Here is a 22,462-nt window from a genome sequence, read left to right on the forward strand (position 1 = left end):
CAATTCGACCAAAGCAAGAGGAATACACGATGAGTCTTGATGATCTTTTTACACAACGGGGCAGTGCATCCAGCTCTTTCAATAGCCAGAATCTCAAAGCGATCGGAATAAACGTCGCTTCTCCGGAGAAGATTCGCGAATGGTCTTTCGGTGAAGTAAAAAAACCCGAAACGATTAACTATCGTACATTTAAGCCGGAGCGGGACGGCCTTTTCTGCGCCAAGATCTTCGGTCCGGTAAAGGATTACGAATGCAACTGCGGAAAGTACAAGCGCATGAAGCATCGCGGCATTGTCTGCGAAAAGTGCGGTGTCGAAGTAATTGCCTCCAAGGTCAGGCGCGAGAGAATGGGGCACATTGAACTTGCCGCTCCGGTCGCTCACATCTGGTTCTTGAAGTCCCTTCCGTCCAAGATCGGCACCTTGCTTGATATGACCATGGCCGATCTCGAAAAAGTACTTTATTTTGATTCATATATAATTCTGGATCCAGGCGAGACGACCTTGCTGAAGAAGCAGGTCATTTCCGAGGAACAGTATTTTCAGATTCTCGATCACTATGACGACAACGCCATAACGGTCGGCATGGGTGCCGAATCCATCAAGATCCTGCTTCAGGAAATTGATTTGGCGAGCCTGCGAGTGGAATTGCGCGAGGAATCCCAGTCCACCCGCTCCCAGACCAAGAAAAAGAAGTTGGCCAAACGGCTGAAAATCGTCGAGGCATTTCTGGAATCCGGGAACAAGCCCGAGTGGATGGTCATGGACGTGATCCCGATCATCCCGCCCGAGCTGCGCCCCCTAGTTCCGCTCGACGGCGGCAGGTTCGCCACGTCGGACCTGAACGATCTGTATCGCCGGGTCATCAACCGCAATAACCGTTTGAAGCGGCTTTTGGAGCTTGGCGCACCGGACATCATCATCCGCAATGAAAAGCGCATGTTGCAGGAGTCCGTGGATGCCCTTTTCGACAACGGCCGCCGCGGTCGCGCCATAACCGGGACCAACGGGCGTCCGCTCAAATCCTTGTCCGACATGATCAAGGGCAAGCAGGGCCGTTTCCGTCAGAATCTTCTCGGCAAACGCGTCGACTATTCCGGACGTTCCGTTATCGTGGTCGGCCCGTATCTGAAACTCCATCAGTGCGGCCTTCCCAAGAAGATGGCTCTGGAACTCTTCAAGCCCTTCATCTATTCAAAGCTTGAGGAGCGGGGTTATGCCAGCACCATCAAGAGCGCGAAGAAGATGGTCGAGCGCGAGGAAATCGCCGTATGGGATATCCTCGAAGAGGTAGTGCGTGAATACCCCATTCTGCTGAACCGCGCACCGACATTGCATCGTCTTGGCATCCAGGCCTTTGAACCGATTCTGGTCGAAGGAAAGGCGATACGTTTGCACCCGCTGGTGTGTACGGCTTTCAACGCCGACTTTGACGGTGACCAGATGGCCGTGCATGTGCCTCTTTCGGTTGAGGCCCAGATCGAATGCCGCGTGCTCATGATGTCCACGAACAACATTCTGTCCCCGGCCAACGGTTCTCCAATCATCGTGCCTTCGCAGGATATCGTTCTTGGTCTGTACTTCCTGACCGTGGAGCGTCCTTTCGAGCGTGGCGAGGGCATGATCTTCGCCGATCCCGATGAGGTCATCTGCGCCTTTGACGCAAACCATGTGGAGATGCATGCCCGGATCAAGGTCCGCATCGACGGTGCATTGGTCGAGACCACCCCCGGGAGAATCATCATCCGCGAGATCGTGCCGACGGAAGTTCCTTTCGAGGTGTACAACCGCGAGATGAGCAAGAAAGTTATCGGCCGTCTGGTGGGCGAAGCCTATCGTCTGGCCGGCACCAAGGCCACGGTCATTCTGTGCGACAAGCTCAAGGATTTGGGTTTTGAGTATTCGACCCAGGCCGGCATTACCGTCGGCGTGAAGGATCTGACCATCCCGCCAGCCAAGTCCGGCATCCTGGACCGCTCCCACACGGAAGTTTCGGATATCGAGCAGCAGTACCGCGAGGGTATCATCACCCGCACGGAAAAATACAACAAGGTCGTTGACGTCTGGACAAAGGCGACCAATGACGTGGCCGACGCCATGATGCGGGAGCTCAAGTACGACACCGTGCTCAACCCGAAGCAGGATGATTCCCCGCATGTCAAGCATGCGCTGCGTTGGGAAGTTTCCAAGCTCAAGGAAGAGCGCTGCAACAGCTTCAACTCGGTGTTCATGATGGCCAACTCCGGCGCCCGAGGCAATCAGGACCAGATGCGCCAGCTGGCCGGCATGCGTGGTCTGATGGCCAAGCCCTCCGGTGAAATCATCGAGACGCCCATCACCTCGTCCTTCCGTGAAGGGTTGACCATTCTGCAGTACTTCACGTCCACGCACGGAGCACGCAAAGGTCTCGCCGACACCGCGCTCAAGACCGCGAACTCGGGCTACCTGACACGCCGTCTGGTCGACGTGGTGCAGGATGTCATCGTCAGCGAGCATGACTGCAAGACGGTTGACGGTATCGAGCTCACGCACGTCACCAAGAGCGGTGAAATCACCGTGCGTCTGAGTGAGCGCGTTCTTGGCCGGACAGCCATGTACGACATTCTTGATCCTGAAACCGGCGAGGTTTTCATCCCCGCCAATGCAATGATCAACGAGGAATTTGTCTCCGAGATCGAACGGCGCAACATCTCGACCATCACCATCCGTTCCGCGCTGACATGCAAGGCGAAGCACGGGGTGTGCGCGCTGTGTTATGGTCGCGACCTGGCGCGGGGCCATCTGGTCAATGTCGGTGAGGCTGTAGGCATCATCGCCGCCCAGTCCATCGGTGAGCCTGGAACGCAGTTGACCATGAGAACATTCCACATCGGTGGTACCGCCTCCAAGGAAATCGAGCAGAGCAGGTATGAGGCTCTGAACAAGGGTCGGATCGTTCTCTCTCGTGTGCGGACGGTTACCAATAACCGTGGGGAGCGCATGGTTCTCGGCAAGAGCGGCCAGCTGCGCATTGTCGATGATCAGGGCGTCGAACGTGAAAAATACGCGTTGCCTTCCGGCGCGAAGCTGTATTTTGAGAACGGTGCCGAAGTCAAAAAAGGCGATCGTCTGGCTGAATGGGATCCCTTCAACGAGCCTTTCGTCACGGATGTCGAGGGTGTTGTCCATTTCACGGACATCATCGAAGGCCGCACCGCTCAGGAGCGTATAGACGAAGCCACGGGCAAGTCGACTCTGACGGTTATTGAATTCAGGTCGTCGAGCTTCCGTCCAGGCATCTCCATTTGCGATGAGAATGGCGTCTGCAAGACCAAGCCGGACACGGGAACTCAGACTTCCTATGCACTGCCGGTTGGCGCCATCGTCATGGTCAACGACGGTGATGTGGTCCAGCCGGGCGACATCATCGCACGTAAGCCGCGTGAAACCATGAAGACCAAGGACATCGTCGGTGGTTTGCCCCGCGTTGCCGAACTCTTCGAGGTGCGCAAGCCCAAGGATCAGGCGATTCTGTCCGAAATCGACGGTATCGTCAGCTTCGGCCCCGACTCCAAAGGCAAGCGTAAGCTTATTGTCGAGCCGGAAGTGGGAGACGCCCGCGTCTACCTCATTCCCAAAGGCAAGCATATCAGTGTTGGTGAAGGTGACTTCGTTGAGAGCGGAGAGCTGCTGACAGAGGGCACCCCGGATCTTCACGACCTGCTCAAGGTCAAGGGTGAAAAATACCTGGCCTTTTACCTGGTCGAAGGAGTGCAGGACGTGTACCGTTTCCAGGGTGTTTACATCAATGACAAGCACATTGAGATCATCGTCCGCCAGATGCTCAAGAAATTGCTGGTCATCGATCCGGGCGAGACAGGTCTGCTCATGGGCGAACAGGTCGATAAGGCCAAGTTTGCCAACATCAACGCCAAGTGCGTAGGCACCGGGATGCTGCCGGCGACTGCCGAGCCGCTGGTGCTCGGAATCACGCAGGCATCCTTGTCCACGGAATCGTTCATCTCCGCGGCGTCCTTCCAGGAGACGACAAAGGTGCTGACCGAAGCCGCGTTGATTGGTAAAAAGGATTACCTCTACGGCCTCAAGGAAAATGTCATTGTCGGCAGATTGGTCAACGCCGGAACCGGGTTCAGATCTTATATCGAAAATGGAATTGTGGTTCCGGATCAGCCGGAAAGCCCAGACAAGTTCCTGGAAGATTTGGAGAAAGATCCGTTTTTCATGGGACAATAACTTTTTATTGTCTCGGCAGTTGAGTTGACAGGGGGAGGGAGTTCAATTATGAACCCCCTTCTCAAAATGTTTATTAATGGAGTTTGAAATGCCCACTATTAATCAGTTGGTCCGTAAAGCACGGGTCCTCCAGGTGAAAGGCAAAAAGAGAGCCGCGCTGCAGGAATGCCCGCAGCGCCGGGGAGTTTGCGTGCGCGTCTACACCACGACGCCCAAGAAGCCGAACTCCGCTCTTCGGAAAGTGGCCAGAGTGCGTCTGACCAATGGAATTGAAGTGACATCCTACATTCCCGGTGAAGGGCACAATCTGCAGGAGCACTCAGTGGTCATGATCCGCGGCGGCCGCGTAAAGGATCTGCCCGGTGTCCGCTATACCATTATCAGAGGTACGTTGGATGCGGCCGGTGTTCAGGATCGCCGGAAGAGCCGCTCCAAGTACGGAGCCAAACGTCCTAAATAGGTACAAGGAGATTGACGTATGCCTCGCAAGGGAGCCACGCCAAAGCGTGAAGTGCTGCCGGATCCGAAGTACGGAAGCCGGGTGGTCACAAAATTTGTGAACCAGATGATGTATGACGGCAAGAAAAGCGTTGCCGAAACGATATTCTATGATGCCATTGAAGAACTTGGAAAGCGCACCGACAGCGAGCCGCTGAGGGCTTTCGAGCAGCTCATTGAAAAGGTGAAGCCGCAGATGGAAGTCAAATCCCGTCGAGTCGGTGGCGCCACCTATCAGGTTCCCATGGAAGTCCGCCCGGCACGACAGGAAGCATTGGCTATCCGTTGGCTGGTAAACTATGCCCGTACTCGCGGAGAGAAAGGCATGGTTTTGCGTTTGGCGGCTGAATTTCTGGATGCTTATAACGATCGCGGTGGTGCCATCAAGAAGCGTGAAGACACCCATCGAATGGCAGAAGCCAACAAAGCTTTTGCTCATTACCGCTGGTAAAAGAGGTTCTTTCCGTGTCTAAACGTGTTCCCATAAAAGATCAGCGCAATATCGGTATCATGGCCCACATCGATGCGGGCAAGACCACGACTACCGAACGTATATTATATTACACCGGTGTTTCTCACAAACTTGGAGAAGTTCATGATGGCCAGGCGACCATGGACTGGATGGAGCAGGAGCAGGAGCGTGGCATCACGATCACCTCTGCTGCGACAACCTGTCATTGGCGTAATTGCCGCATCAACATCATCGATACTCCCGGCCACGTGGATTTCACCGTTGAAGTAGAGCGTTCGCTGCGCGTGCTTGATGGCGCTGTTGCTGTTTTTTGCGCTGTTGGTGGAGTCGAGCCGCAGTCCGAGACTGTATGGCGGCAGGCGGACAGATACCGGGTTCCCCGGATCGCCTTTGTAAACAAGATGGACCGCTCGGGAGCAGATTTCTACCGGGTTGTCGACATGATCAAGGATCGTCTCAAGGCGAAGCCTGTTCCGCTGCACCTGCCCATCGGCGCAGAGGAGAACTTTTTGGGGCAGATCGACCTCGTTCGCAAGGTCGCTCTCTATTATGACGCTGATTCCAAGGGCGAAACAATTGTCGAGCGCGAGATCCCGGCTGAAATGATGGATCTGGCTGATGAATGGCGCATGAATCTTGTCGAGGCTATCGCCGAGGAAGATGAGACCCTGCTTGAAAAGTATTTGGGCGGAGAAGAGCTCCTGCCTGAAGAAATCATGGCGGGAATTCGTTCCGCCACCATAGGCATGAAAATTTGCCCGGTGATTTGCGGTTCAGCGTTCAAGAACAAGGGCGTACAGGCACTGCTTGATTGCGTTGTGGATTATCTGCCTTCTCCGGTAGAGGTCCCGGCCATGGTTGGTGTTGATCCTGACACCAAGGAAGAGGTTCTTTGTGAGTGTTCCGATGATCTGCCGCTCAGCGCCTTGGCGTTCAAGCTCATGGCCGATCCCTTCTTTGGGCACCTGACCTTCCTGAGAGTATATTCCGGCGTGCTTGTTACCGGTTCGACGGTTCTGAATGCCGCCTCAGGCAAAAAGGAACGTGTTGGCCGTTTGCTGAAGATGCATGCGAACAAACGCGAAGACATCAAGGAAGCCTATGCGGGCGACATCGTTGCCGCAGTCGGCCTGAAACAGACCAGCACTGGTGAAACTCTGTGCGATCTCAAGCGGGCAATCCTGCTTGAATCAATGGATTTTCCCGAGCCTGTTATCGAAGTCGCGATCGAACCCAAGACCAAGACCGACAGGGATGCCCTTGGGCAGGCCCTGCAGAAGCTGGTCAAGGAAGATCCCTCCTTCCGTGTCAAGACGAATGAAGAAACCGGACAGACGCTTATTGCCGGAATGGGTGAATTGCACCTTGAGATCATTGTTGACCGCCTCACCCGTGAGTTCAAGGTCGACGCCAACGTTGGCAAGCCTCAGGTTGCCTATCGTGAAACCATTTCCAAGCCGGCGGAAAAAGATCTCAAATACGCCAAGCAGTCTGGCGGTCGTGGTCAGTATGCGCATATCGTCATCAAGGTCACGCCTCAGGAGCCGGGTGGCGGTTATGAATTCGTGAACGGCATCGTGGGCGGTGTAATTCCCAAGGAATACATCCCCGCTGTTGACAAGGGCATCCGCGATGCTCTGCTCAACGGTGTTCTTGCCGGTTTTCCCATGGTCGATCTCAAGGTCGAATTGGTTCACGGCTCGTATCATGAAGTTGATTCTTCCGAGCAGGCTTTCTACATTGCCGGTTCCATGGCTGTGAAAGAAGCGTGTCATAAAGCGGCCGCAGTGCTACTTGAGCCGATTATGTTTGTGGAAGTACTGACTCCGGACGACTATATGGGCGATGTCATGGGCGACCTCAATGGCCGTCGTGGTCGGATCGTCAGTCTTGAAATGCGACACGGGATGCAGATCATCCGCGCAAACGTGCCGCTTAGTAGCATGTTTGGTTATGCAACGGATCTGCGTTCAAAAACTCAAGGTCGTGCGACATACACTATGTTGTTTGATCATTATGATCGCGTCCCTGCAAGTCTTGCTGAAGAATTGACCAAGAAATGAGAATGGAGATGAAGAATGGCCAAGCAAAAATTTGAAAGAAAGAAGCCGCACGTCAATATTGGTACGATTGGTCATATCGACCATGGCAAGACCACGTTGACCGCCGCGATCACCAAGATCGCGAGCCTCAAGGGCGGTGGATCCTATGTAGCGTTCGATGAGATCGACAAGGCTCCTGAAGAAAAGGAACGCGGTATCACCATTGCCACCGCGCACGTCGAGTACGAGACCTCCAAGCGTCACTACGCTCACGTGGATTGCCCCGGTCACGCCGACTACATCAAGAACATGATCACCGGCGCGGCCCAGATGGACGGCGCGATTATCGTTGTCGCCGCCACCGACGGTCCCATGCCCCAGACTCGTGAGCACATCCTGCTCGCTCGTCAGGTCGGCGTTCCCTATGTCGTGGTTTTCCTGAACAAGGTTGACCTGGTTGACGACGAAGAGCTGATCGAACTGGTCGACATGGAAGTTCGTGAACTCCTGTCCAAGTACGAGTTCCCCGGCGATGACGTTCCTGTCATCCGCGGTTCCGCACTGAAGGCTCTTGAGAGCGACAGCGCCGACACCGATGAGGCCAAGTGCATCCTCGAGCTGCTCGACGCCTGCGACGCATACATTCCCGATCCGATCCGTGAGACCGAGAAGCCCTTCCTGATGCCCATCGAAGACGTGTTCTCCATTTCCGGTCGCGGCACAGTCGTCACCGGTCGTGTTGAGCGCGGCATCGTCCGCGTTGGCGAGGAAGTCGAGATCGTCGGCATCACCGACACCCGCAAGACGACTTGCACCGGTGTTGAAATGTTCCGCAAGCTTCTTGACGAAGGCCAGGCCGGCGACAACATCGGCGCCCTGCTTCGCGGTATCAAGCGTGACGACGTCGAGCGTGGCCAGGTTCTGGCCAAGCCGGGCAGCATCACCCCGCACACGAAGTTCTCTGCCGAAGTGTATGTTCTGAGCAAGGAAGAAGGCGGCCGTCACACACCTTTCTTCTCCGGCTATCGTCCTCAGTTCTATTTCCGTACGACAGACATCACCGGTGTGGTGACTCTGGACGAAGGCGTAGAAATGATCATGCCTGGTGACAACACGACTTTCCATGTGCATCTGATCAACCCGATCGCCATGGAAAAGGGTCTTCGCTTCGCTATCCGCGAAGGTGGACGTACCGTTGGCGCTGGTGTTGTTTCCGAAATTGTGGAGTAATGAGGCAAGGTCATCATGAACAGTGACAAAATTCGCATAAAATTGAGAGCGTACGACTACCGCATTCTGGATAAGGCTGTAGCCGAGATTGTCGATTCCGCACGTAATACCGGTGCATCTATTGCCGGTCCCATTCCGTTGCCGACCCGTATTCACAAGCAGACGGTTCAGAAGTCTGTGCATGTGGACAAGAAATCTCGGGAACAGTTTGAAATGCGTGTACACAAACGCCTTTTGGACATTCTTGAACCCACCCAACAGACGGTTGATGCTCTGGGTAAGCTGAATCTTCCCGCTGGCGTTGATGTAGAAATCAAGCTGTAGGGATAACGAGAGGCTATCATGAAAAAGACTTTGGGAATCGTTGGGCGCAAAATCGGTATGACCAGAATCTATGGTGCTGACGGAAACGTCATCCCCGTAACGGTCATTCAGGCCGGTCCTTGCCCAGTTATTGAAAAAAAGGTCAGCGAAAAAGACGGTTACACCGCTTTACAGGTTGGTTTTGAAGAAGTGGCAGCACATCGACTGACCAAACCCGAGCAGGGCCATCAGCAAAAGGCAAATTGTGGCTTTTACAAAATGCTGAAGGAAATCCGTCTTGGCAGCGTTGATGAATATGAAGTCGGTCAGAAACTGACCGTTGAAATGTTCACTCCCGGCGAAAAAATTCGCGTTACCGGTACCTCCAAGGGCCGCGGATTCGCAGGCGTCATCCGTCGTTGGAATTTCGGCGGAGCTCCTGCATCACACGGACACGAACAGGTCCACAGAAAGCCCGGCTCGATCGGCCAGTGCGCATGGCCGAGCAAGGTTTTCAAGGGAAAGAAAATGCCGGGTCAGCTTGGAAACAAGACCGCCACGATGCTCAATCTTGAGATTGTGGACGTCCGCCCGGAAGACAATGTCGTGCTTGTACGCGGCCAAGTTCCAGGACCCAAGCAGGGGATCGTCGTCCTCAGCAAGATGAAGTAAAGGGGTATAGATAATGGCAAACGCGAAAGTATACGATCAAAACAGGATGGAAGTCGGCGAGATTTCCCTGGCCGATGACATCTTCCAGGTTGAAGTAAGACCCGAAGTGCTTCACCTGGCTGTGAAATCTCATTTGGCGAAGCTTCGCTCCGGAACCGTAGGTGTCAAAACCCGCGGTCTCGTCAGGGGCGGTGGCAAGAAACCGTGGCGCCAGAAGGGCACCGGTCGGGCTCGTGCCGGATCCAGCCGTTCCCCTCTTTGGAGAAGTGGCGCTGTGATCCACGGACCTCAGGCCCGTGACTACAGTTTCAAGATCAACAAGCAGATCCGCAAGCTTGCTCTGAAGATGGCCATCTCCTCGCGGTTTACCTCCGAGAACATGCTTGTCGTCAACAAGCTCCAGTTCGATGAGATCAAAACCAAGAACTTCGTGGCCTGCAAGGATACCCTCGGGTTGAAAAAAGCCTTGATTGTTGTTGCTGAAAAAGATACCAACCTTGCTCTTTCGGCCAGGAACGTTCCTGGTATTCTCGTGTTGGATCCGCAGTCGATCAATGTTTACGAAATCCTCAAGTATCCCCAGATGGTCCTGGACCAGGGTGCTGTTTTGGCCCTGCAGGAGAGGTTGAAATAATGGAAAGCACGCAAGTATTACTCAGGCCGTTGATTTCTGAAAAATCCACGGGCCTTAAGGAACTTGGGAATCAAGTTGCTTTTTTTGTTCATTCTGCCGCGAACAAAATCGACGTGCAGCGTGCAGTTGAGAACGTATTCAACGTTAAAGTCACCGCTGTGAACATTGTCAATTACCGTCCGCGCACGAGAAAGAAGTTCGGTCGCGTGGTAGGCAAGATCAGCGGATACAAGAAAGCGTACGTATCTCTTGCCGCCGGCGAAAAGATTGATTTCTTTGAAGGGGTGTAATCATGGCAATTCGAAAGCTTAAACCCACATCTGCCGGACGCAGGTCGCAAACTGTTCTCACGTTTGATGAGATCACTTGTACAACCCCTGAGAAGTCCCTGACCAAGGGTTTGAATAAAAAAAGCGGTCGTAACAATAACGGCCGTGTAACCATGCGCCGCCGCGGCGGTGGAAACAAGTCTTTGTATCGCCTGATTGATTTTAAGCGTAACAAGATCGATGTTCCGGCCAAGGTAGCCACTATTGAGTACGACCCGAACAGAAGTGCGCGAATCGCTCTGCTGCATTACGCTGACGGCGACAAGCGTTACATAATCTGTCCGCTTGGACTTAATGTAGGCGATCAGATCCTTGCCGGCGACAAGGCCGATATCAAGCCCGGCAATGCCTTGGCGCTGGCCCGCATTCCCCTTGGCACCCTTGTGCATAACATTGAGCTGTACCCCGGACGTGGCGGCCAGTTGGCCCGCTCTGCCGGAGCATACGCCCAGGTTATCGCCAAGGAAGACAAGTACGCTCTGCTCAGATTGCCTTCCGGCGAAGTTCGTAAGGTGTTGGCCGTCAACATCGCAACTGTCGGTCAGGTTGGCAATATCGAGCATGAGAATGTCTCCATCGGCAAAGCAGGACGTAATCGTTGGCTCGGCAAGCGCCCCAAGGTTCGTGGCGTAGCGATGAACCCCGTCGATCACCCGTTGGGTGGTGGCGAGGGCAGAAGTTCTGGCGGACGTCATCCCGTTACCCCGTGGGGTAAACCCACCAAGGGATATAAGACTCGTTCACCGAAGAAGCCTTCGTCCAAGTTAATCGTAAAACGCCGTGGAAGTAAGTAGGAGTTTCTATGCCTAGGTCTCTGAAAAAAGGCCCTTTCGTGGATGGCCATCTGCTTAACAAGGTGGAAAAATCCCACACTGATAGAAGCCGTCAGGTGATCAAGACTTGGTCTCGCCGGTCTACGATTTTACCAGAGATGGTCGGACTTACCTTTGCAGTTCATAATGGAAAGAAATTTATCCCGGTGTTTGTCTCCGAGAATATGGTCGGACACAAACTTGGTGAATTTGCACCCACCAGGACTTATTTTGGCCACGCTGCTGATAAGAAGAAGAAATAGACAGGAAGTTTCAAATGGAAACAAGATCAGTTGCCAAGTTTATACGCGTTTCCCCGCAGAAAGCCAGGTTGGTCGCACGTAACGTGACCGGTAAACACGTGGAAGATGCGTTGAATGTCCTGAAATTCACCCCCAAGAAAGCTGCCCGTCTGATTGAGAAGGTTCTGACGACTGCAATTGCCAACGCTGAACACAATTCCAAGCTCAACGTCGACAACCTCTATGTGAAGGAAGTTCGCATAGATGGCGGCCCGAGCTGGAAGCGGATTCAATCGAGGGCAATGGGCCGGGCTTACAGAATTATCAAGCGCAGCAGCCACATCACTGTGGTTGTCGATGAACTCTAGGAGGGCAGTGCTTTGGGTCATAAAGTTCATCCTTACGGATTCCGTTTGGGATACAATAAAAACTGGAAGTCCCGTTGGTTCAGCGACAAGAAATATGCTGAGTATGTTTTCGAAGACAGTAAGCTTCGGAAATATGTAAAGGAAAAGCTGTTTCACGCCGGTATTTCCAAGATTGAAATCGAGAGAGCTGCCGACAAGGTTCGTCTGATACTTTTCACTGCACGCCCCGGTATTGTTATCGGACGAAAGGGCGTTGAAATTGAAAAGTTGCGGGCTGAACTCAAAAGCAAGTTCGCTCGTGAGTTTGTGATAGAGGTCAACGAAATCCGCCGCCCGGAAACAGATGCACAGCTCGTTGCGGAATCCATTGCGCAGCAGCTTGAGCGTCGGGTAGCTTTTCGTCGTGCCATCAAGAAGACACTGGGCATGGCCCAGAAGTTCGGCGCACTCGGGATCAAGGTCCAGTGTGGCGGCCGTCTTGGTGGAGCGGAAATCGCTCGTACGGAATGGGCGAGAGAGGGTCGTGTGCCTTTGCATACCTTACGTGCCGACATCGATTACGGTGTTGCACTTGCCAAGACCACTTATGGGATCATTGGCGTAAAGGTATGGGTGTTCAAGGGTGAGATCCTGAGCGAGGTAGATAGCTGATGCTGAGTCCTAAAAAGGTCAAATTTCGGAAGCAGCAGAAGGGTCGTATTCGCGGTCTTGCAGGACGCGCGACCACGGTTGCTTTTGGTGAAATCGGTTTGAAGGCTATGGAATGCGGAAAACTCACGAGTCAGCAAATTGAAGCCGCCCGTATCGCGATGATGCGACACATTAAAAGAGGCGGTAAGGTTTTCATTCGTATTTTTCCCGACAAGACGATCACGGCCAAACCCTTGGAAGTTCGTCAAGGTAAAGGTAAGGGCTCGCCAGTCGGTTGGTGCGCACCAGTTCAGAGAGGCCGCATCCTTTATGAAATCAAGGGTGTCGACTTCGAACTGGCTAAAGAAGCATTGCAGAGAGCTGCCTACAAGCTGCCTATAAAGACTACCATAGTCGAAAAGGAGTAAGACAGGATGAATGCTCAACAATTACGGGAATTGGGTCCTGAGAAGCTCCAGGTTAAACTTGGTGAATTTCGTAAGGAATTGATGAATCTTCGTTTTCAGCATGCAACCGCGCAGCTTGAAAATAGTCAGAGAATACCGCTTGTTAAGAAATCCATAGCTCGGATTTTGACGATTTTGAAAGCGAAGGACATGGAGACAGGTGATGAGTAACAGCGGAAAGACATCAAACAAGAGAACTCTTGTTGGCTTCGTAGTGAGCGATAAGAACGACAAGACCATTGTCGTGCGTGTCGAAACACTGGTCAAACATCCTGTTCTTAAAAAATATATCCGCCGCAGAAAGAAATTCATGGCTCATGACCCCAACAATGAATGTCACATTGGGGATAAAGTTCAGATCGTCGAGTCCCGTCCTTTGAGTGCGCGGAAGAATTGGCATCTGATGAAAATCATTGAAAGAGCTTTGTAGGGGATTGTAAAATGATTCAAATGCAGACGACTTTGGATGTCGCAGACAATTCCGGAGCCAAGAAGGTTGCCTGCATCAAGGTGCTAGGCGGAAGCAAGAGGCGTTACGCTCGTGTTGGGGACATCATCATGGTGTCCGTCAAAGAAGCGATTCCTCATGGAAAAGTCAAAAAGGGCGATGTTCTCCAGGCAGTAGTTGTAAGAACAACAAAAGAGATCGGCCGACCCGATGGTACTTTTATCCGTTTCGACAATAATTCAGCAGTTATGTTGAATAAGAACCTTGAGCCGATGGGCACTCGTATTTTTGGGCCTGTTGCACGTGAATTGCGGGCAAAGAACTTTATGAAGATTGTATCTTTAGCCCCAGAGGTGTTGTAATCTATGTCTACTCATGTCTGGAAAATTCACAAAGATGACAATGTGATGATTCTTGTCGGAAAAGACAAAGGTAAGATCGGCAAGGTTGTCAAAATTCTTCGCAGCAAAAAACAGGTTATTGTCGAGAAGGCTAATATGGTGAAAAAACACACCAAGCCTAATCCTTATAACAACCAGCCTGGCGGAATCGTTGAGAAGGAAATGCCTGTTGACGTTTCTAACGTTCAGTTGGTGTGCAACGCTTGCTCAAAGCCGACAAGAGTTGGTTATAAGTTTACTGACGATAACAAGAAAGTTCGTTATTGCAAAAAATGCAATGAAACGATCAGTTAAGGTGCAGCAATGAGTAGTCTCATAAAGATCTACAAAGATAAAGTCGCTCCTGAACTCTCGAAGGAATTCAACTACACGTCAGTGATGCAGATTCCTTCGATTAAATGTGTCTCATTGAATATGGGACTGGGTGAAGGTAGCCAGAATAACAAAATCATACAGGATTCTGTACGCGATTTGTCTCTGATTGCTGGTCAGCGGGCCGTTGTAACACGGGCAAAGAAATCCATCGCTGCGTTCAAGCTGCGTGAGGGAATGCCTGTAGGCTGCCGGGTATCGCTTCGAGGAGACAGAATGTGGGCTTTTCTGGAGAAGCTTTTGACCATTGCGCTTCCCAGAGTCCGCGACTTCCGGGGAGTACCGGACAGAGGTTTTGATGGCCGCGGAAATTATACCCTTGGCATTAAGGAACATACTATCTTTCCCGAAATCGAGATTGATAGGATCGAAAAAGCAGTGGGTATGAATATTTCTGTTATAACTACTGCCCAGACTGACAAAGAAGGCAAGATGCTTTTGAAGCTTCTTGGAATGCCCTTCAAGAAGTAAGGAGGAGTGTAACTTGACTCGTACATCTTTGATGGTCAAGGCTCAGCGGAAGCCCAAATTTTCCACACGCCAGTATAACAGATGTCCCATTTGCGGTCGGCCCAGAGCCTTCATGCGCAAGTTCGGCATTTGCAGAATCTGCTTCAGGAATATGGCCCTTGCCGGTGAACTGCCTGGCGTAAGAAAATCTAGCTGGTAAATGAGGTACGCTCATGTCTGTCATAGATCCTATTGCAGATTTATTGACTCGAATTCGTAATGCATACAAAGCTATGCATTCAACTGTTTCTATTACTCCCAGCCGCACCCGCGAGGCGCTGCTCAAAATATTGAACGAAGAGGGCTATATCAATGGATATGCCCTTGAGAATGATGCCTTATTGGTTAATTTGAAATACCATGAAAATAAGGCTGTCGTTGCCGGCTTGAAGAGAATCAGCAAGCCGGGTCGTCGTATTTATGTGGGTGCAAAGAGCATTCCTTCGGTGCAAAATGGTCTTGGAATTTGCATTTTGTCCACCTCCAAGGGTGTGCTCGAGGGAAAACAGGCTGCCGAAATCGGCGTTGGCGGCGAACTTCTTTGTGAGATTTGGTAGGAGATCGCTATGTCTCGAGTAGGAAAAATGCCGATCAGCATCCCTGGTGGTGTTGATCTCAAAATCGCGGAAAGCGGGATTGAAGTGAAAGGACCCAAGGGGGTTCTTACTCTTGCCAATCATCCTGCCATCGCAGTCAGTGTCGACAATAATACGGTTTCCGTTAATCCTGTTGACGACAGCCGGATCGCTCGCCAGCAGCATGGCTTGCGGAGAACACTGCTTGCCAATGCCGTGACCGGCGTCACCAGCGGATTCGAGAAGACTCTCGAAGTCATTGGCGTTGGTTACAAGGTTAACGTTCAGGGCAATACCGTAGTGCTGAATGTCGGCTTTTCTCATCCGGTCAACTTTGCGTTGCCCGCCGGAATTCAGGCCAAGGCCGAAGGCAGCAAGCTTACCATCTCCGGATGTGACAAGCAGGCTGTCGGCGAAGTCGCGGCTCAGATTCGCCGGGTTCGTCCGCCTGAGCCCTATAAGGGCAAGGGTATCAAATATACTGATGAGACTATCCGTCGCAAGGCCGGCAAATCCGGTGGCAAGAAATAGGATAAGCTATGAAATTATCAAGAGATGAAGCCCGTAAAAAACGCAAAATGCGGATTCGTAAAAAGATCAACGGTACGCCTGATAGGCCTAGACTTGTTGTTTTTCGCTCCAGCAAGCATATTTACGCGCAGATAATTGACGACTTGGCTGGCGCAACATTGGCATCCGCTTCAACACTGAGCCTCGAAGGCGACAATATTCGTCTGACTGTCGAGAATGCCAAGCTGGTAGGAAAGAAGGTTGCCGAAGAAGCGATCAAGAAGAGCATCACTTCCGTGGTCTTTGATCGCAACGGCTTCGTATACCATGGCCGGATCAAAGCCGTTGCCGATGGAGCCCGAGAAGGCGGCTTAAATTTTTAATCGAGGACATCCATGCAACAAAACGAATTTGAACTCATTGAGAAAATTGTCTATCTCAATCGCGTCGCCAAAGTTGTCAAGGGTGGCCGTCGATTCAGCTTCAGCGCATTAGTCGTTGTCGGTGACGGAAAGGGAACGGTTGGGTTTGGCCTTGGTAAGGCCAACCAGGTTCCCGATGCCATCAAGAAGGCCACCGACAGGGCTCGCAAGGATATGCAGAAGGTTGAACTTCTCGATGGTACCATCCCTTACGAAGTATTGGGGAATTTTGGCGCAGGTCACGTGATGCTCAAACCTGCCTCGGCAGGTACCGGGATCATTGCCGGCGGGCCCGTCCGTGCCGTCATGGAAGCCGCTGGCGTTCATGACATCCTGACCAAGGCCATTGGAACGAACAATCCTCACAATGTGCTTCGCGCTACATTCGCCGGACTTCGCTCCCTGCGCAGCGCCGAACTCGTCGGACGGATGAGAGGCAAAACTCTCACCATCAAGAGAAAATAGGTGAAGTTATGATTAAGATCAAACTGACTAAGAGCCTCATCACCCAGAGCCCTGTGCAGAAAAGAACTGTAAAGGCTCTTGGTTTTACCAAGCTCAACCAGGTCCGCACTCTTCCCGACAATGAATGTGTTCGAGGGATGATCAATAAAGTCAAGCATCTTGTAGAGGTTATTCAATAATGAACCTGCATGAATTGTATCCATATCCCGAGGAACGCGCCAAGGTGAAAAGATTGGGCCGCGGCACTGCTTCGGGCCAGGGCGGAACTTCAGGCAAAGGTCACAAGGGTCAGAATGCCCGCACTGGTGGCGGTGTACGCGCAGGGTTTGAAGGCGGCCAGATGCCCCTTTATCGCAGACTGCCGAAGCGCGGCTTCAAGAACCCTTTTCGCGTCAGCTACCAGACCCTCAATCTCTCGACCGTTTATTCCGCCTTTGCAGATAAGGCCGAAGTGCTGATCGAAGATTTGTATCTGTCCGGTCTTGTTGATCGCGATCAGCCGATCAAGATTCTTGGCGACGGTGAAGCTGTCAAGGCGCTCAAGATCACTGCTCACAAGTTCAGCAAGCAGGCTGTGGAAAAAATCACTGCAGCAGGTGGCGAAGCCATTTCGATCGAAGGATAGTAATGTGAGTATATCCAAAGGCGCAAACACGGGTATGTCAGAGCTGAAAAGCAAGTTTTTATGGACTTTTCTCCTGTTGGCTGTTTTCCGAGTAGGTGTTCATCTGCCGATACCAGGTGTTGACGGGAATGCTCTAGCAGATTTTTTTGCCAACGCACAAAATACCCTTTTTGGGCTGTTCGATATGTTTTCGGGCGGCGGCTTGATGAATCTGTCCATATTTGCACTTGGGATTATGCCTTACATCTCCGCTTCGATTATCCTGCAGCTTTTGACCGTGGTCAGCCCTGAACTCAAAAGGCTGAGCAAGGAAGAAGGCGCTGCGGGAAAGAAGAAAATTACCCAGTATACGCGATATGGAACGGTGTTGATATCCGTGATTCAGGGTCTTGGAATCTCCATTGGTGTTGAAACGATGACAAGCCCCACTGGGGCTTCCATTGTTTACATGCCGGGATGGGGATTTCGGTTCATCACCGTTCTGACTCTTACCGCAGGCACTGTGTTCATCATGTGGCTGGGGGAAAAAATCACGGAGAAGGGGATCGGCAACGGTATCAGCCTGATCATCTGCGCTGGTATCATCTCCGGTCTGCCCAGCGGTATCGGGAAGTCCTACCGGCTTTTCACGGCCGGTGACGTCTCCCTTTTTACGGTACTGCTGGTTGTCGTTGTCATGGCTGGGGTTCTGGTAGGCATCACCTTCATGGAGCGTGCGCAGCGCAGGATTCCCATCCATTACGCCAAACGAATGGTCGGACGGAAAATGTATGGAGGGCAGACGAGTCATCTGCCGTTGCGGATAAATACGGCTGGAGTCATCCCGCCCATTTTCGCATCTTCGATCCTGATGTTTCCCGCGACGATAGCCAACTTTTCAAATGTTGAAATATTGAACAAGATGTCTGATTATTTCAGGCCAGATTCAATCATTTACAATATTTGTTTCGTTGCATTCATCGTATTTTTCTGCTTTTTTTATACGGCGATTGTTTTTGATCCCAAGGAAATTTCCGAAAATCTAAAGAAACAAGGGGCTTTTGTCCCTGGCATTCGCCCTGGGTTCAAGACGAACGAGTATATCGACAAGGTTTTGACCCGTTTGACTTTATGGGGCGCTTTGTATATCTCGCTCGTCTGTGTTTTGCCCATGGTCCTTATGAAGCAGTTCAATGTCCCCTTTTATTACGGTGGAACATCCTTGCTGATCGTTGTCGGTGTGGCCATGGACACCATGTCCCAGGTGCAGTCGCATCTCATTTCGGGACGATATGACGGCCTGCTTGCCAAGGCAAAAATCAAGGGCAGGCAAGGTTGAAAAAACATAGGGGCATTTTCCTGAAAAATACGCAGGAAATTGCCGTCATGCGAGAAGCCAACCGGATAGCGGCCAACGTTCTCGATGAAGTTGGCTGCTTGGTTGCCCCCGGAGTAACGACCTGGGAATTGGAAGAAAAAGCTATAGAGCTGTGCGCTGCTTTTGATGTTATTCCAGCATTCAAGGGCTATCTGGGATTCCCATATGCCCTTTGCTGCTCCGTCAACGAAGAGATCGTGCATGGATTTCCGTCCAAGCGAGAACTTCTTGAGGGTGACATAGTATCCATTGATTTTGGCGTTAAGTTTCAGGGTTTTTACGGAGATACCGCAAGGACCTTTCCTGTAGGAAGCATCAGTGAGGGCGCGGCCCATTTACTGGAAGTCACCTTGGATTCCCTCAAATTGGGAATCGAGCAGGCCGTTCCGGGAAATGACCTTTACGATGTTTCACGGGCTGTACAGGAACGGGTTGAGGCTCAAGGGTTTTCCGTTATAAAGCGATTTGTTGGTCATGGAATCGGCAGGATGCTTCATGAGAAGCCAGAAGTCCCCAATTTCGTGCCCAAGAATAGCTCAAGATTGCCTTTGAAGCCGGGAATGGTGATTGCCATTGAGCCAATGGTTGCAATTGGTACCGACCAAGTCGAAATCCTCTCCGACGGTTGGACCGCAGTAACCAAAGATCGAAGCCTATCTGCTCATTTTGAACATTCGGTGGCCATCACCAAGGACGGACCATTTATTCTCAGCCAAATGTAAATTGGCTTGAGTTTCAATTGAAAATCTTCGGGGGATTCAATGAAAGTTAGACCTTCAGTTCGCAAAATTTGTCCCAAATGCAAAGTTATCAAGCGCAAAGGCGTGCTTAGAGTGATTTGTGACAATACGCGGCATAAACAAAGACAGGGTTAAGGATAGGGGGATATTGTGGCAAGATTAGTTGGTGTAGATTTGCCGAGAAACAAAAGGCTAGATATTGCATTGACATATATTTATGGCATCGGCCGAGCTACAGCTCTTAAAATCCTTGATGCTACAGGTATTGATTGGACTAAAAACAGTGACGATCTCACTAGTGATGATATCAACACGCTTCGTAAAGAATTGGAAACCAGTCATAAGGTCGAAGGCGATTTGCGCCGTGAGATCGTGGCCAATATCAAGCGTCTTATGGATATCGGTTGCTACAGAGGTTTGAGACATAGGCGCGGCTTGCCATGTCGTGGTCAGCGCACGCATACCAATGCGCGCACTCGTAAGGGCCCACGCAGAGCCATTGTTGGTAAGAAGAAAAAGTAACTGGGTGGAGACAGACAAATGGCAAGACCGCAGAGAGTAATAAAGAAAAAGGAAAAGAGAAATATCCCTACGGGTATTGCTCATGTGAACAGCACCTTCAATAATACGATTATTACCTTCACTGATCCGACGGGTAACGTAATCAGCTGGGCGAGTTCCGGCGCTTCCGGTTTCAAGGGTTCCCGCAAGAACACCCCTTTCGCTGCCCAGAAGGCCGCTGAAACTGCCGCCCGCAAGGCCATGGAGTGCGGAATGCGCTCTGTTGGCATTCTTGTGAAGGGACCTGGCTCTGGACGCGAGTCCGCAATGCGTGCAATCAATGCTGTAGGTTTGCGTGTCGCTTTCATCCGCGACGTGACTCCCATTCCGCATAACGGCTGCCGTCCGCCCAAACGTCGTAGAGTATAGGGGGAATTTACCTTGGCTAGATATACAGGCCCTAAGTGCAGAATATGCCGTAGAGAAGGCGGAAAGCTTTTTCTCAAAGGCGATAGATGTTATACTGATAAGTGTGCTTTCGAACGTCGCGCCTACGCGCCCGGCGATCATGGAAAGGCTCGCAAAAAACCCAGTGATTACGCCTTGCAGCTTCGCGAGAAGCAGAAAGTAAGGAAGATGTACGGTATCCTTGAAGGTCAGTTCCGCAGATATTTCGAGGAAGCAGAGCGTCGCAAGGGAATCACCGGTACGAATTTGCTGATGTTGCTTGAAACGCGTATCGACAACGTTGCTTACAAGCTCGGATTCGCCAATTCGCGCAGCCAGGCTCGCCAGATGGTTCGCCATGGTCTGTTCACGCTCAATGGACGTCGCGTTAATGTGCCTTCGATTCAGATGAAGTCCGGTGATGTTCTCGAGGTGCGGGATCGTACCAAGAAGAACCTTGTCATCACCGAAGCTTTGGAAGTTGTCGCGCGTCGCGGCGTACCTGCATGGCTTGAGATTGATGCTCCTGCCTACAAGGGATCCGTAAAGGCTCTTCCCACAAGGGAAGATATCACGTTCCCCATGACAGAGCAGTTGATTGTCGAACTCTACTCCAAATAAAGGGCGGTAAACATGAGTTCTACGTATAGCGGAGACAAAAAAGTTTACGTCCGAAATTGGGCAGAGCTTGTCAGACCGGAACAACTTGAAAAAGATCCGAAGTGCAATGATATGTACGGTCGATTCGTGTGTGAGCCTCTGGAAAGAGGTTTTGGCACCACGATTGGAAACGCATTGCGTCGGGTTCTTCTTTCTTCTCTTCAGGGCGCGGCTCCGGTGTCGGTCAATATTCAGGGCATTCAGCATGAATTCACAACCATTCCCGGCGTCAATGAAGACGTCACCGACATAGTTCTGAACTTGAAACAATTGCGTGTGGCCATGAACACTCCCGAGCCACAGCGGGTTCAGCTCATCGCCAATGCCAAAGGCGAAGTCACGGCGTCTGCAATTGTTGAAAATCAGCATATTAAGATACTCAATCCTGAGTTGCATATCGCGACTCTGTCCGAAGATATCGATTTGGTCATGAACCTCGAGTTTCGCATGGGCAAGGGATATGTCCCCGCCGAGATGCACGAGGACTTGGACAGCGAGATCGGTGTTATCACCCTAGACTCGAGCTTTTCTCCCATCCGTAAGGTTGCTTACGCAGTGGAGCAGGCTCGTGTCGGGCAGATGACCAATTATGACAAATTGATCATCGAGGTTTGGACCGACGGTTCCATCACTCCGGATGATGCCTTGGCTTTCAGTGCCAAGATTCTGAAAGAGCAGTTGACTGTTTTCATCAATTTCGATGAAGGCTCGGCTGATATCGAGAAGGCCAAATCCAAGCCCCAGGACAAGATCAACGAAAATCTCTTCAAGAACATCGAAGATCTTGAACTTCCCGTAAGAGCTAGCAACTGCCTCAAAAGCGCCGGCATCCATATTGTTGGCGAACTGGTTCAAAAGACCGAGGCTGATCTGCTGAAGACCAAGAATTTCGGTCGCAAGTCTCTTGAAGACATTCGCCGGGTTCTTGAGAGCATGGGACTGGATTTCGGAATCAGAGTCGATAATTTTGACGAATTGTACCAGGATTGGTTAAAGAGGAACGAAGAAGATGAGGCATAGAAAAGCTGGTCGAAAACTGGGTCGCACGTGGGAGCACCGCAAGGCCCTGATGAAAAATATGGCTCGCTCTTTGGTAGAACATGAGCGGATTCGTACGACTGAAGCCAAAGCCAAGGAACTGAGCATCTTTGCTGACAAGCTCATCACGATGGCACTTCAGGATACCCTGCATGCTCGCAGGCAGGCCTTTACGGTTCTGGGAAGCCATCACAGTGTAAAAAAGCTGTTCGATGAAATTGGTCCCCGCTTCAAGGAAGTTCCTGGCGGTTACACCAGAGTCGTCAAGTTCGGTATTCCTCGTGTTGGCGACAGCGCCCCCATGGCTCTTATCGAATTCACCCGTTTGAGCGACAAGTTTGCTGAAACAGCCGGTTCCGAGGCCGCAACCCCGGAAGCTACTGAAGAAGCTTAGACAGACATAAATAAGTAAGGCAGCCTGGCTGCCTTATTTTTTGCCATGATGCATTGTTTTTATCTA

At 51.5% G+C, this 22,462-nt stretch carries 34 protein-coding genes; all 34 read left to right on the plus strand.

Annotated features, from left to right (window positions below; translation table 11 throughout):
- Positions 1-29: 29 nt before the first annotated feature.
- The 34 genes from rpoC to rplQ all read left to right on the plus strand — a co-directional run bounded on the left by rpoC (position 30) and on the right by rplQ (position 22,396).
- Positions 30-4,232, plus strand: a complete 4,203-nt coding sequence (rpoC, locus tag H4684_RS08725; RefSeq protein WP_192623471.1) for a DNA-directed RNA polymerase subunit beta' — start codon at positions 30-32, stop codon at positions 4,230-4,232.
- Positions 4,233-4,320: 88 nt separating this feature from the next.
- Positions 4,321-4,692: a 30S ribosomal protein S12 gene (gene rpsL / locus H4684_RS08730; protein ID WP_092190617.1), complete on the plus strand. Its 372-nt coding sequence runs from the start codon at positions 4,321-4,323 to the stop codon at positions 4,690-4,692.
- Positions 4,693-4,710: 18 nt separating this feature from the next.
- Positions 4,711-5,181, plus strand: a complete 471-nt coding sequence (gene rpsG, locus H4684_RS08735) for a 30S ribosomal protein S7 (RefSeq protein ID WP_092190619.1) — start codon at positions 4,711-4,713, stop codon at positions 5,179-5,181.
- Positions 5,182-5,195: 14 nt separating this feature from the next.
- Positions 5,196-7,265 carry an elongation factor G gene (gene fusA / locus H4684_RS08740; protein ID WP_192623472.1) on the plus strand — a complete coding sequence of 690 codons (2,070 nt, stop codon included), beginning with the start codon at positions 5,196-5,198 and terminating at the stop codon, positions 7,263-7,265.
- Positions 7,266-7,280: 15 nt separating this feature from the next.
- A complete protein-coding gene (gene tuf / locus H4684_RS08745) occupies positions 7,281-8,474 on the plus strand; it encodes an elongation factor Tu (RefSeq protein ID WP_092190599.1) in 1,194 nt (397 codons plus the stop codon).
- A 15-nt stretch (positions 8,475-8,489) separates the two neighbouring features.
- On the plus strand, positions 8,490-8,798 hold the full coding sequence (gene rpsJ / locus H4684_RS08750) for a 30S ribosomal protein S10 (protein WP_015774940.1): 309 nt from the start codon (positions 8,490-8,492) through the stop codon (positions 8,796-8,798).
- An 18-nt stretch (positions 8,799-8,816) separates the two neighbouring features.
- On the plus strand, positions 8,817-9,449 hold the full coding sequence (rplC, locus tag H4684_RS08755) for a 50S ribosomal protein L3 (RefSeq protein ID WP_092190623.1): 633 nt from the start codon (positions 8,817-8,819) through the stop codon (positions 9,447-9,449).
- A 13-nt stretch (positions 9,450-9,462) separates the two neighbouring features.
- Entirely contained in the window at positions 9,463-10,083 is a 621-nt protein-coding gene (gene rplD, locus H4684_RS08760) for a 50S ribosomal protein L4 (RefSeq protein ID WP_092190626.1), read from the plus strand.
- Positions 10,083-10,373: a 50S ribosomal protein L23 gene (gene rplW / locus H4684_RS08765; protein WP_015774937.1), complete on the plus strand. Its 291-nt coding sequence runs from the start codon at positions 10,083-10,085 to the stop codon at positions 10,371-10,373. Before rplD ends, rplW begins: the two co-directional genes overlap by 1 nt.
- Positions 10,374-10,375: 2 nt before the next feature.
- Positions 10,376-11,206: a 50S ribosomal protein L2 gene (gene rplB / locus H4684_RS08770; RefSeq protein WP_092190628.1), complete on the plus strand. Its 831-nt coding sequence runs from the start codon at positions 10,376-10,378 to the stop codon at positions 11,204-11,206.
- A gap of 8 nt (positions 11,207-11,214) precedes the next feature.
- Positions 11,215-11,487 carry a 30S ribosomal protein S19 gene (gene rpsS / locus H4684_RS08775; RefSeq protein WP_092190630.1) on the plus strand — a complete coding sequence of 91 codons (273 nt, stop codon included), beginning with the start codon at positions 11,215-11,217 and terminating at the stop codon, positions 11,485-11,487.
- Between the two features lie 14 nt (positions 11,488-11,501).
- Positions 11,502-11,834: a 50S ribosomal protein L22 gene (rplV, locus tag H4684_RS08780; RefSeq protein ID WP_015774934.1), complete on the plus strand. Its 333-nt coding sequence runs from the start codon at positions 11,502-11,504 to the stop codon at positions 11,832-11,834.
- A 12-nt stretch (positions 11,835-11,846) separates the two neighbouring features.
- Positions 11,847-12,485, plus strand: coding sequence for a 30S ribosomal protein S3 (rpsC, locus tag H4684_RS08785; RefSeq protein WP_092190633.1), 639 nt, complete (start codon positions 11,847-11,849; stop codon positions 12,483-12,485).
- On the plus strand, positions 12,485-12,892 hold the full coding sequence (rplP, locus tag H4684_RS08790) for a 50S ribosomal protein L16 (protein WP_015774932.1): 408 nt from the start codon (positions 12,485-12,487) through the stop codon (positions 12,890-12,892). The genes rpsC and rplP overlap by 1 nt, the downstream gene beginning before the upstream one ends.
- Positions 12,893-12,898: 6 nt before the next feature.
- Positions 12,899-13,102, plus strand: coding sequence for a 50S ribosomal protein L29 (gene rpmC / locus H4684_RS08795; RefSeq protein ID WP_015774931.1), 204 nt, complete (start codon positions 12,899-12,901; stop codon positions 13,100-13,102).
- Positions 13,095-13,361, plus strand: coding sequence for a 30S ribosomal protein S17 (gene rpsQ / locus H4684_RS08800; protein ID WP_015774930.1), 267 nt, complete (start codon positions 13,095-13,097; stop codon positions 13,359-13,361). The genes rpmC and rpsQ overlap by 8 nt, the downstream gene beginning before the upstream one ends.
- A gap of 11 nt (positions 13,362-13,372) precedes the next feature.
- The gene (gene rplN, locus H4684_RS08805) at positions 13,373-13,741 is read left to right on the plus strand and encodes a 50S ribosomal protein L14 (protein WP_015774929.1); all 369 of its coding nucleotides are present in this window, start codon (positions 13,373-13,375) and stop codon (positions 13,739-13,741) included.
- A 3-nt stretch (positions 13,742-13,744) separates the two neighbouring features.
- Positions 13,745-14,074: a 50S ribosomal protein L24 gene (gene rplX / locus H4684_RS08810; protein ID WP_092190635.1), complete on the plus strand. Its 330-nt coding sequence runs from the start codon at positions 13,745-13,747 to the stop codon at positions 14,072-14,074.
- A 9-nt stretch (positions 14,075-14,083) separates the two neighbouring features.
- The gene (gene rplE / locus H4684_RS08815) at positions 14,084-14,623 is read left to right on the plus strand and encodes a 50S ribosomal protein L5 (protein ID WP_092190637.1); all 540 of its coding nucleotides are present in this window, start codon (positions 14,084-14,086) and stop codon (positions 14,621-14,623) included.
- A 13-nt stretch (positions 14,624-14,636) separates the two neighbouring features.
- Positions 14,637-14,822 (plus strand): type Z 30S ribosomal protein S14, encoded by a 186-nt coding sequence (locus H4684_RS08820; RefSeq protein ID WP_015774926.1) that lies wholly within the window; start codon positions 14,637-14,639, stop codon positions 14,820-14,822.
- A 13-nt stretch (positions 14,823-14,835) separates the two neighbouring features.
- The gene (gene rpsH / locus H4684_RS08825; protein ID WP_015774925.1) at positions 14,836-15,219 is read left to right on the plus strand and encodes a 30S ribosomal protein S8; all 384 of its coding nucleotides are present in this window, start codon (positions 14,836-14,838) and stop codon (positions 15,217-15,219) included.
- A gap of 9 nt (positions 15,220-15,228) precedes the next feature.
- Positions 15,229-15,768, plus strand: coding sequence for a 50S ribosomal protein L6 (gene rplF, locus H4684_RS08830; protein WP_092190639.1), 540 nt, complete (start codon positions 15,229-15,231; stop codon positions 15,766-15,768).
- Between the two features lie 8 nt (positions 15,769-15,776).
- On the plus strand, positions 15,777-16,130 hold the full coding sequence (gene rplR / locus H4684_RS08835; RefSeq protein WP_192623473.1) for a 50S ribosomal protein L18: 354 nt from the start codon (positions 15,777-15,779) through the stop codon (positions 16,128-16,130).
- A gap of 12 nt (positions 16,131-16,142) precedes the next feature.
- Entirely contained in the window at positions 16,143-16,634 is a 492-nt protein-coding gene (gene rpsE / locus H4684_RS08840) for a 30S ribosomal protein S5 (RefSeq protein WP_015774922.1), read from the plus strand.
- 8 nt (positions 16,635-16,642) lie between these two features.
- Positions 16,643-16,813 carry a 50S ribosomal protein L30 gene (gene rpmD / locus H4684_RS08845; protein WP_092190641.1) on the plus strand — a complete coding sequence of 57 codons (171 nt, stop codon included), beginning with the start codon at positions 16,643-16,645 and terminating at the stop codon, positions 16,811-16,813.
- Entirely contained in the window at positions 16,813-17,259 is a 447-nt protein-coding gene (rplO, locus tag H4684_RS08850; protein WP_192623474.1) for a 50S ribosomal protein L15, read from the plus strand. Before rpmD ends, rplO begins: the two co-directional genes overlap by 1 nt.
- 34 nt (positions 17,260-17,293) lie before the next feature.
- Positions 17,294-18,577, plus strand: a complete 1,284-nt coding sequence (gene secY / locus H4684_RS08855) for a preprotein translocase subunit SecY (RefSeq protein WP_218143780.1) — start codon at positions 17,294-17,296, stop codon at positions 18,575-18,577.
- Entirely contained in the window at positions 18,574-19,338 is a 765-nt protein-coding gene (gene map, locus H4684_RS08860; RefSeq protein WP_192623475.1) for a type I methionyl aminopeptidase, read from the plus strand. The genes secY and map overlap by 4 nt, the downstream gene beginning before the upstream one ends.
- Positions 19,339-19,377: 39 nt before the next feature.
- On the plus strand, positions 19,378-19,491 hold the full coding sequence (gene rpmJ, locus H4684_RS08865; RefSeq protein ID WP_081434451.1) for a 50S ribosomal protein L36: 114 nt from the start codon (positions 19,378-19,380) through the stop codon (positions 19,489-19,491).
- A 15-nt stretch (positions 19,492-19,506) separates the two neighbouring features.
- Positions 19,507-19,878, plus strand: coding sequence for a 30S ribosomal protein S13 (gene rpsM, locus H4684_RS08870; protein WP_092376959.1), 372 nt, complete (start codon positions 19,507-19,509; stop codon positions 19,876-19,878).
- Positions 19,879-19,896: 18 nt separating this feature from the next.
- The gene (gene rpsK, locus H4684_RS08875) at positions 19,897-20,286 is read left to right on the plus strand and encodes a 30S ribosomal protein S11 (RefSeq protein ID WP_015774916.1); all 390 of its coding nucleotides are present in this window, start codon (positions 19,897-19,899) and stop codon (positions 20,284-20,286) included.
- A gap of 12 nt (positions 20,287-20,298) precedes the next feature.
- Positions 20,299-20,925: a 30S ribosomal protein S4 gene (gene rpsD / locus H4684_RS08880; protein WP_092190649.1), complete on the plus strand. Its 627-nt coding sequence runs from the start codon at positions 20,299-20,301 to the stop codon at positions 20,923-20,925.
- 12 nt (positions 20,926-20,937) lie between these two features.
- Positions 20,938-21,984 (plus strand): DNA-directed RNA polymerase subunit alpha, encoded by a 1,047-nt coding sequence (locus H4684_RS08885; RefSeq protein ID WP_092190651.1) that lies wholly within the window; start codon positions 20,938-20,940, stop codon positions 21,982-21,984.
- Positions 21,974-22,396 (plus strand): 50S ribosomal protein L17, encoded by a 423-nt coding sequence (gene rplQ, locus H4684_RS08890; protein ID WP_192623476.1) that lies wholly within the window; start codon positions 21,974-21,976, stop codon positions 22,394-22,396. Before H4684_RS08885 ends, rplQ begins: the two co-directional genes overlap by 11 nt.
- The last annotated feature ends 66 nt before the right edge of the window (positions 22,397-22,462 follow it).

The organism is Desulfomicrobium macestii, assembly GCF_014873765.1.
GTDB classification, from domain to species: domain Bacteria; phylum Desulfobacterota; class Desulfovibrionia; order Desulfovibrionales; family Desulfomicrobiaceae; genus Desulfomicrobium; species Desulfomicrobium macestii.

Excerpts from the sequence above, each read along its gene's own strand:
- rpoC (WP_192623471.1), top strand. The coding sequence starts at position 30 with ATGAGTCTTGATGATCTTTTTACACAACGGGGCAGTGCATCCAGCTCT.
- rpsL (WP_092190617.1), top strand. The coding sequence starts at position 4,321 with ATGCCCACTATTAATCAGTTGGTCCGTAAAGCACGGGTCCTCCAGGTG.
- rpsG (WP_092190619.1), top strand. The coding sequence starts at position 4,711 with ATGCCTCGCAAGGGAGCCACGCCAAAGCGTGAAGTGCTGCCGGATCCG.
- tuf (WP_092190599.1), top strand. The coding sequence starts at position 7,281 with ATGGCCAAGCAAAAATTTGAAAGAAAGAAGCCGCACGTCAATATTGGT.
- rpsJ (WP_015774940.1), top strand. The coding sequence starts at position 8,490 with ATGAACAGTGACAAAATTCGCATAAAATTGAGAGCGTACGACTACCGC.
- rplC (WP_092190623.1), top strand. The coding sequence starts at position 8,817 with ATGAAAAAGACTTTGGGAATCGTTGGGCGCAAAATCGGTATGACCAGA.
- rplD (WP_092190626.1), top strand. The coding sequence starts at position 9,463 with ATGGCAAACGCGAAAGTATACGATCAAAACAGGATGGAAGTCGGCGAG.
- rplW (WP_015774937.1), top strand. The coding sequence starts at position 10,083 with ATGGAAAGCACGCAAGTATTACTCAGGCCGTTGATTTCTGAAAAATCC.
- rplB (WP_092190628.1), top strand. The coding sequence starts at position 10,376 with ATGGCAATTCGAAAGCTTAAACCCACATCTGCCGGACGCAGGTCGCAA.
- rpsS (WP_092190630.1), top strand. The coding sequence starts at position 11,215 with ATGCCTAGGTCTCTGAAAAAAGGCCCTTTCGTGGATGGCCATCTGCTT.
- rplV (WP_015774934.1), top strand. The coding sequence starts at position 11,502 with ATGGAAACAAGATCAGTTGCCAAGTTTATACGCGTTTCCCCGCAGAAA.
- rplP (WP_015774932.1), top strand. The coding sequence starts at position 12,485 with ATGCTGAGTCCTAAAAAGGTCAAATTTCGGAAGCAGCAGAAGGGTCGT.
- rpmC (WP_015774931.1), top strand. The coding sequence starts at position 12,899 with ATGAATGCTCAACAATTACGGGAATTGGGTCCTGAGAAGCTCCAGGTT.
- rpsQ (WP_015774930.1), top strand. The coding sequence starts at position 13,095 with ATGAGTAACAGCGGAAAGACATCAAACAAGAGAACTCTTGTTGGCTTC.
- rplN (WP_015774929.1), top strand. The coding sequence starts at position 13,373 with ATGATTCAAATGCAGACGACTTTGGATGTCGCAGACAATTCCGGAGCC.
- rplX (WP_092190635.1), top strand. The coding sequence starts at position 13,745 with ATGTCTACTCATGTCTGGAAAATTCACAAAGATGACAATGTGATGATT.
- rplE (WP_092190637.1), top strand. The coding sequence starts at position 14,084 with ATGAGTAGTCTCATAAAGATCTACAAAGATAAAGTCGCTCCTGAACTC.
- rpsH (WP_015774925.1), top strand. The coding sequence starts at position 14,836 with ATGTCTGTCATAGATCCTATTGCAGATTTATTGACTCGAATTCGTAAT.
- rplF (WP_092190639.1), top strand. The coding sequence starts at position 15,229 with ATGTCTCGAGTAGGAAAAATGCCGATCAGCATCCCTGGTGGTGTTGAT.
- rplR (WP_192623473.1), top strand. The coding sequence starts at position 15,777 with ATGAAATTATCAAGAGATGAAGCCCGTAAAAAACGCAAAATGCGGATT.
- rpsE (WP_015774922.1), top strand. The coding sequence starts at position 16,143 with ATGCAACAAAACGAATTTGAACTCATTGAGAAAATTGTCTATCTCAAT.
- rpmD (WP_092190641.1), top strand. The coding sequence starts at position 16,643 with ATGATTAAGATCAAACTGACTAAGAGCCTCATCACCCAGAGCCCTGTG.
- rplO (WP_192623474.1), top strand. The coding sequence starts at position 16,813 with ATGAACCTGCATGAATTGTATCCATATCCCGAGGAACGCGCCAAGGTG.
- secY (WP_218143780.1), top strand. The coding sequence starts at position 17,294 with ATGTCAGAGCTGAAAAGCAAGTTTTTATGGACTTTTCTCCTGTTGGCT.
- rpmJ (WP_081434451.1), top strand. The coding sequence starts at position 19,378 with ATGAAAGTTAGACCTTCAGTTCGCAAAATTTGTCCCAAATGCAAAGTT.
- rpsK (WP_015774916.1), top strand. The coding sequence starts at position 19,897 with ATGGCAAGACCGCAGAGAGTAATAAAGAAAAAGGAAAAGAGAAATATC.
- H4684_RS08885 (WP_092190651.1), top strand. The coding sequence starts at position 20,938 with ATGAGTTCTACGTATAGCGGAGACAAAAAAGTTTACGTCCGAAATTGG.
- rplQ (WP_192623476.1), top strand. The coding sequence starts at position 21,974 with ATGAGGCATAGAAAAGCTGGTCGAAAACTGGGTCGCACGTGGGAGCAC.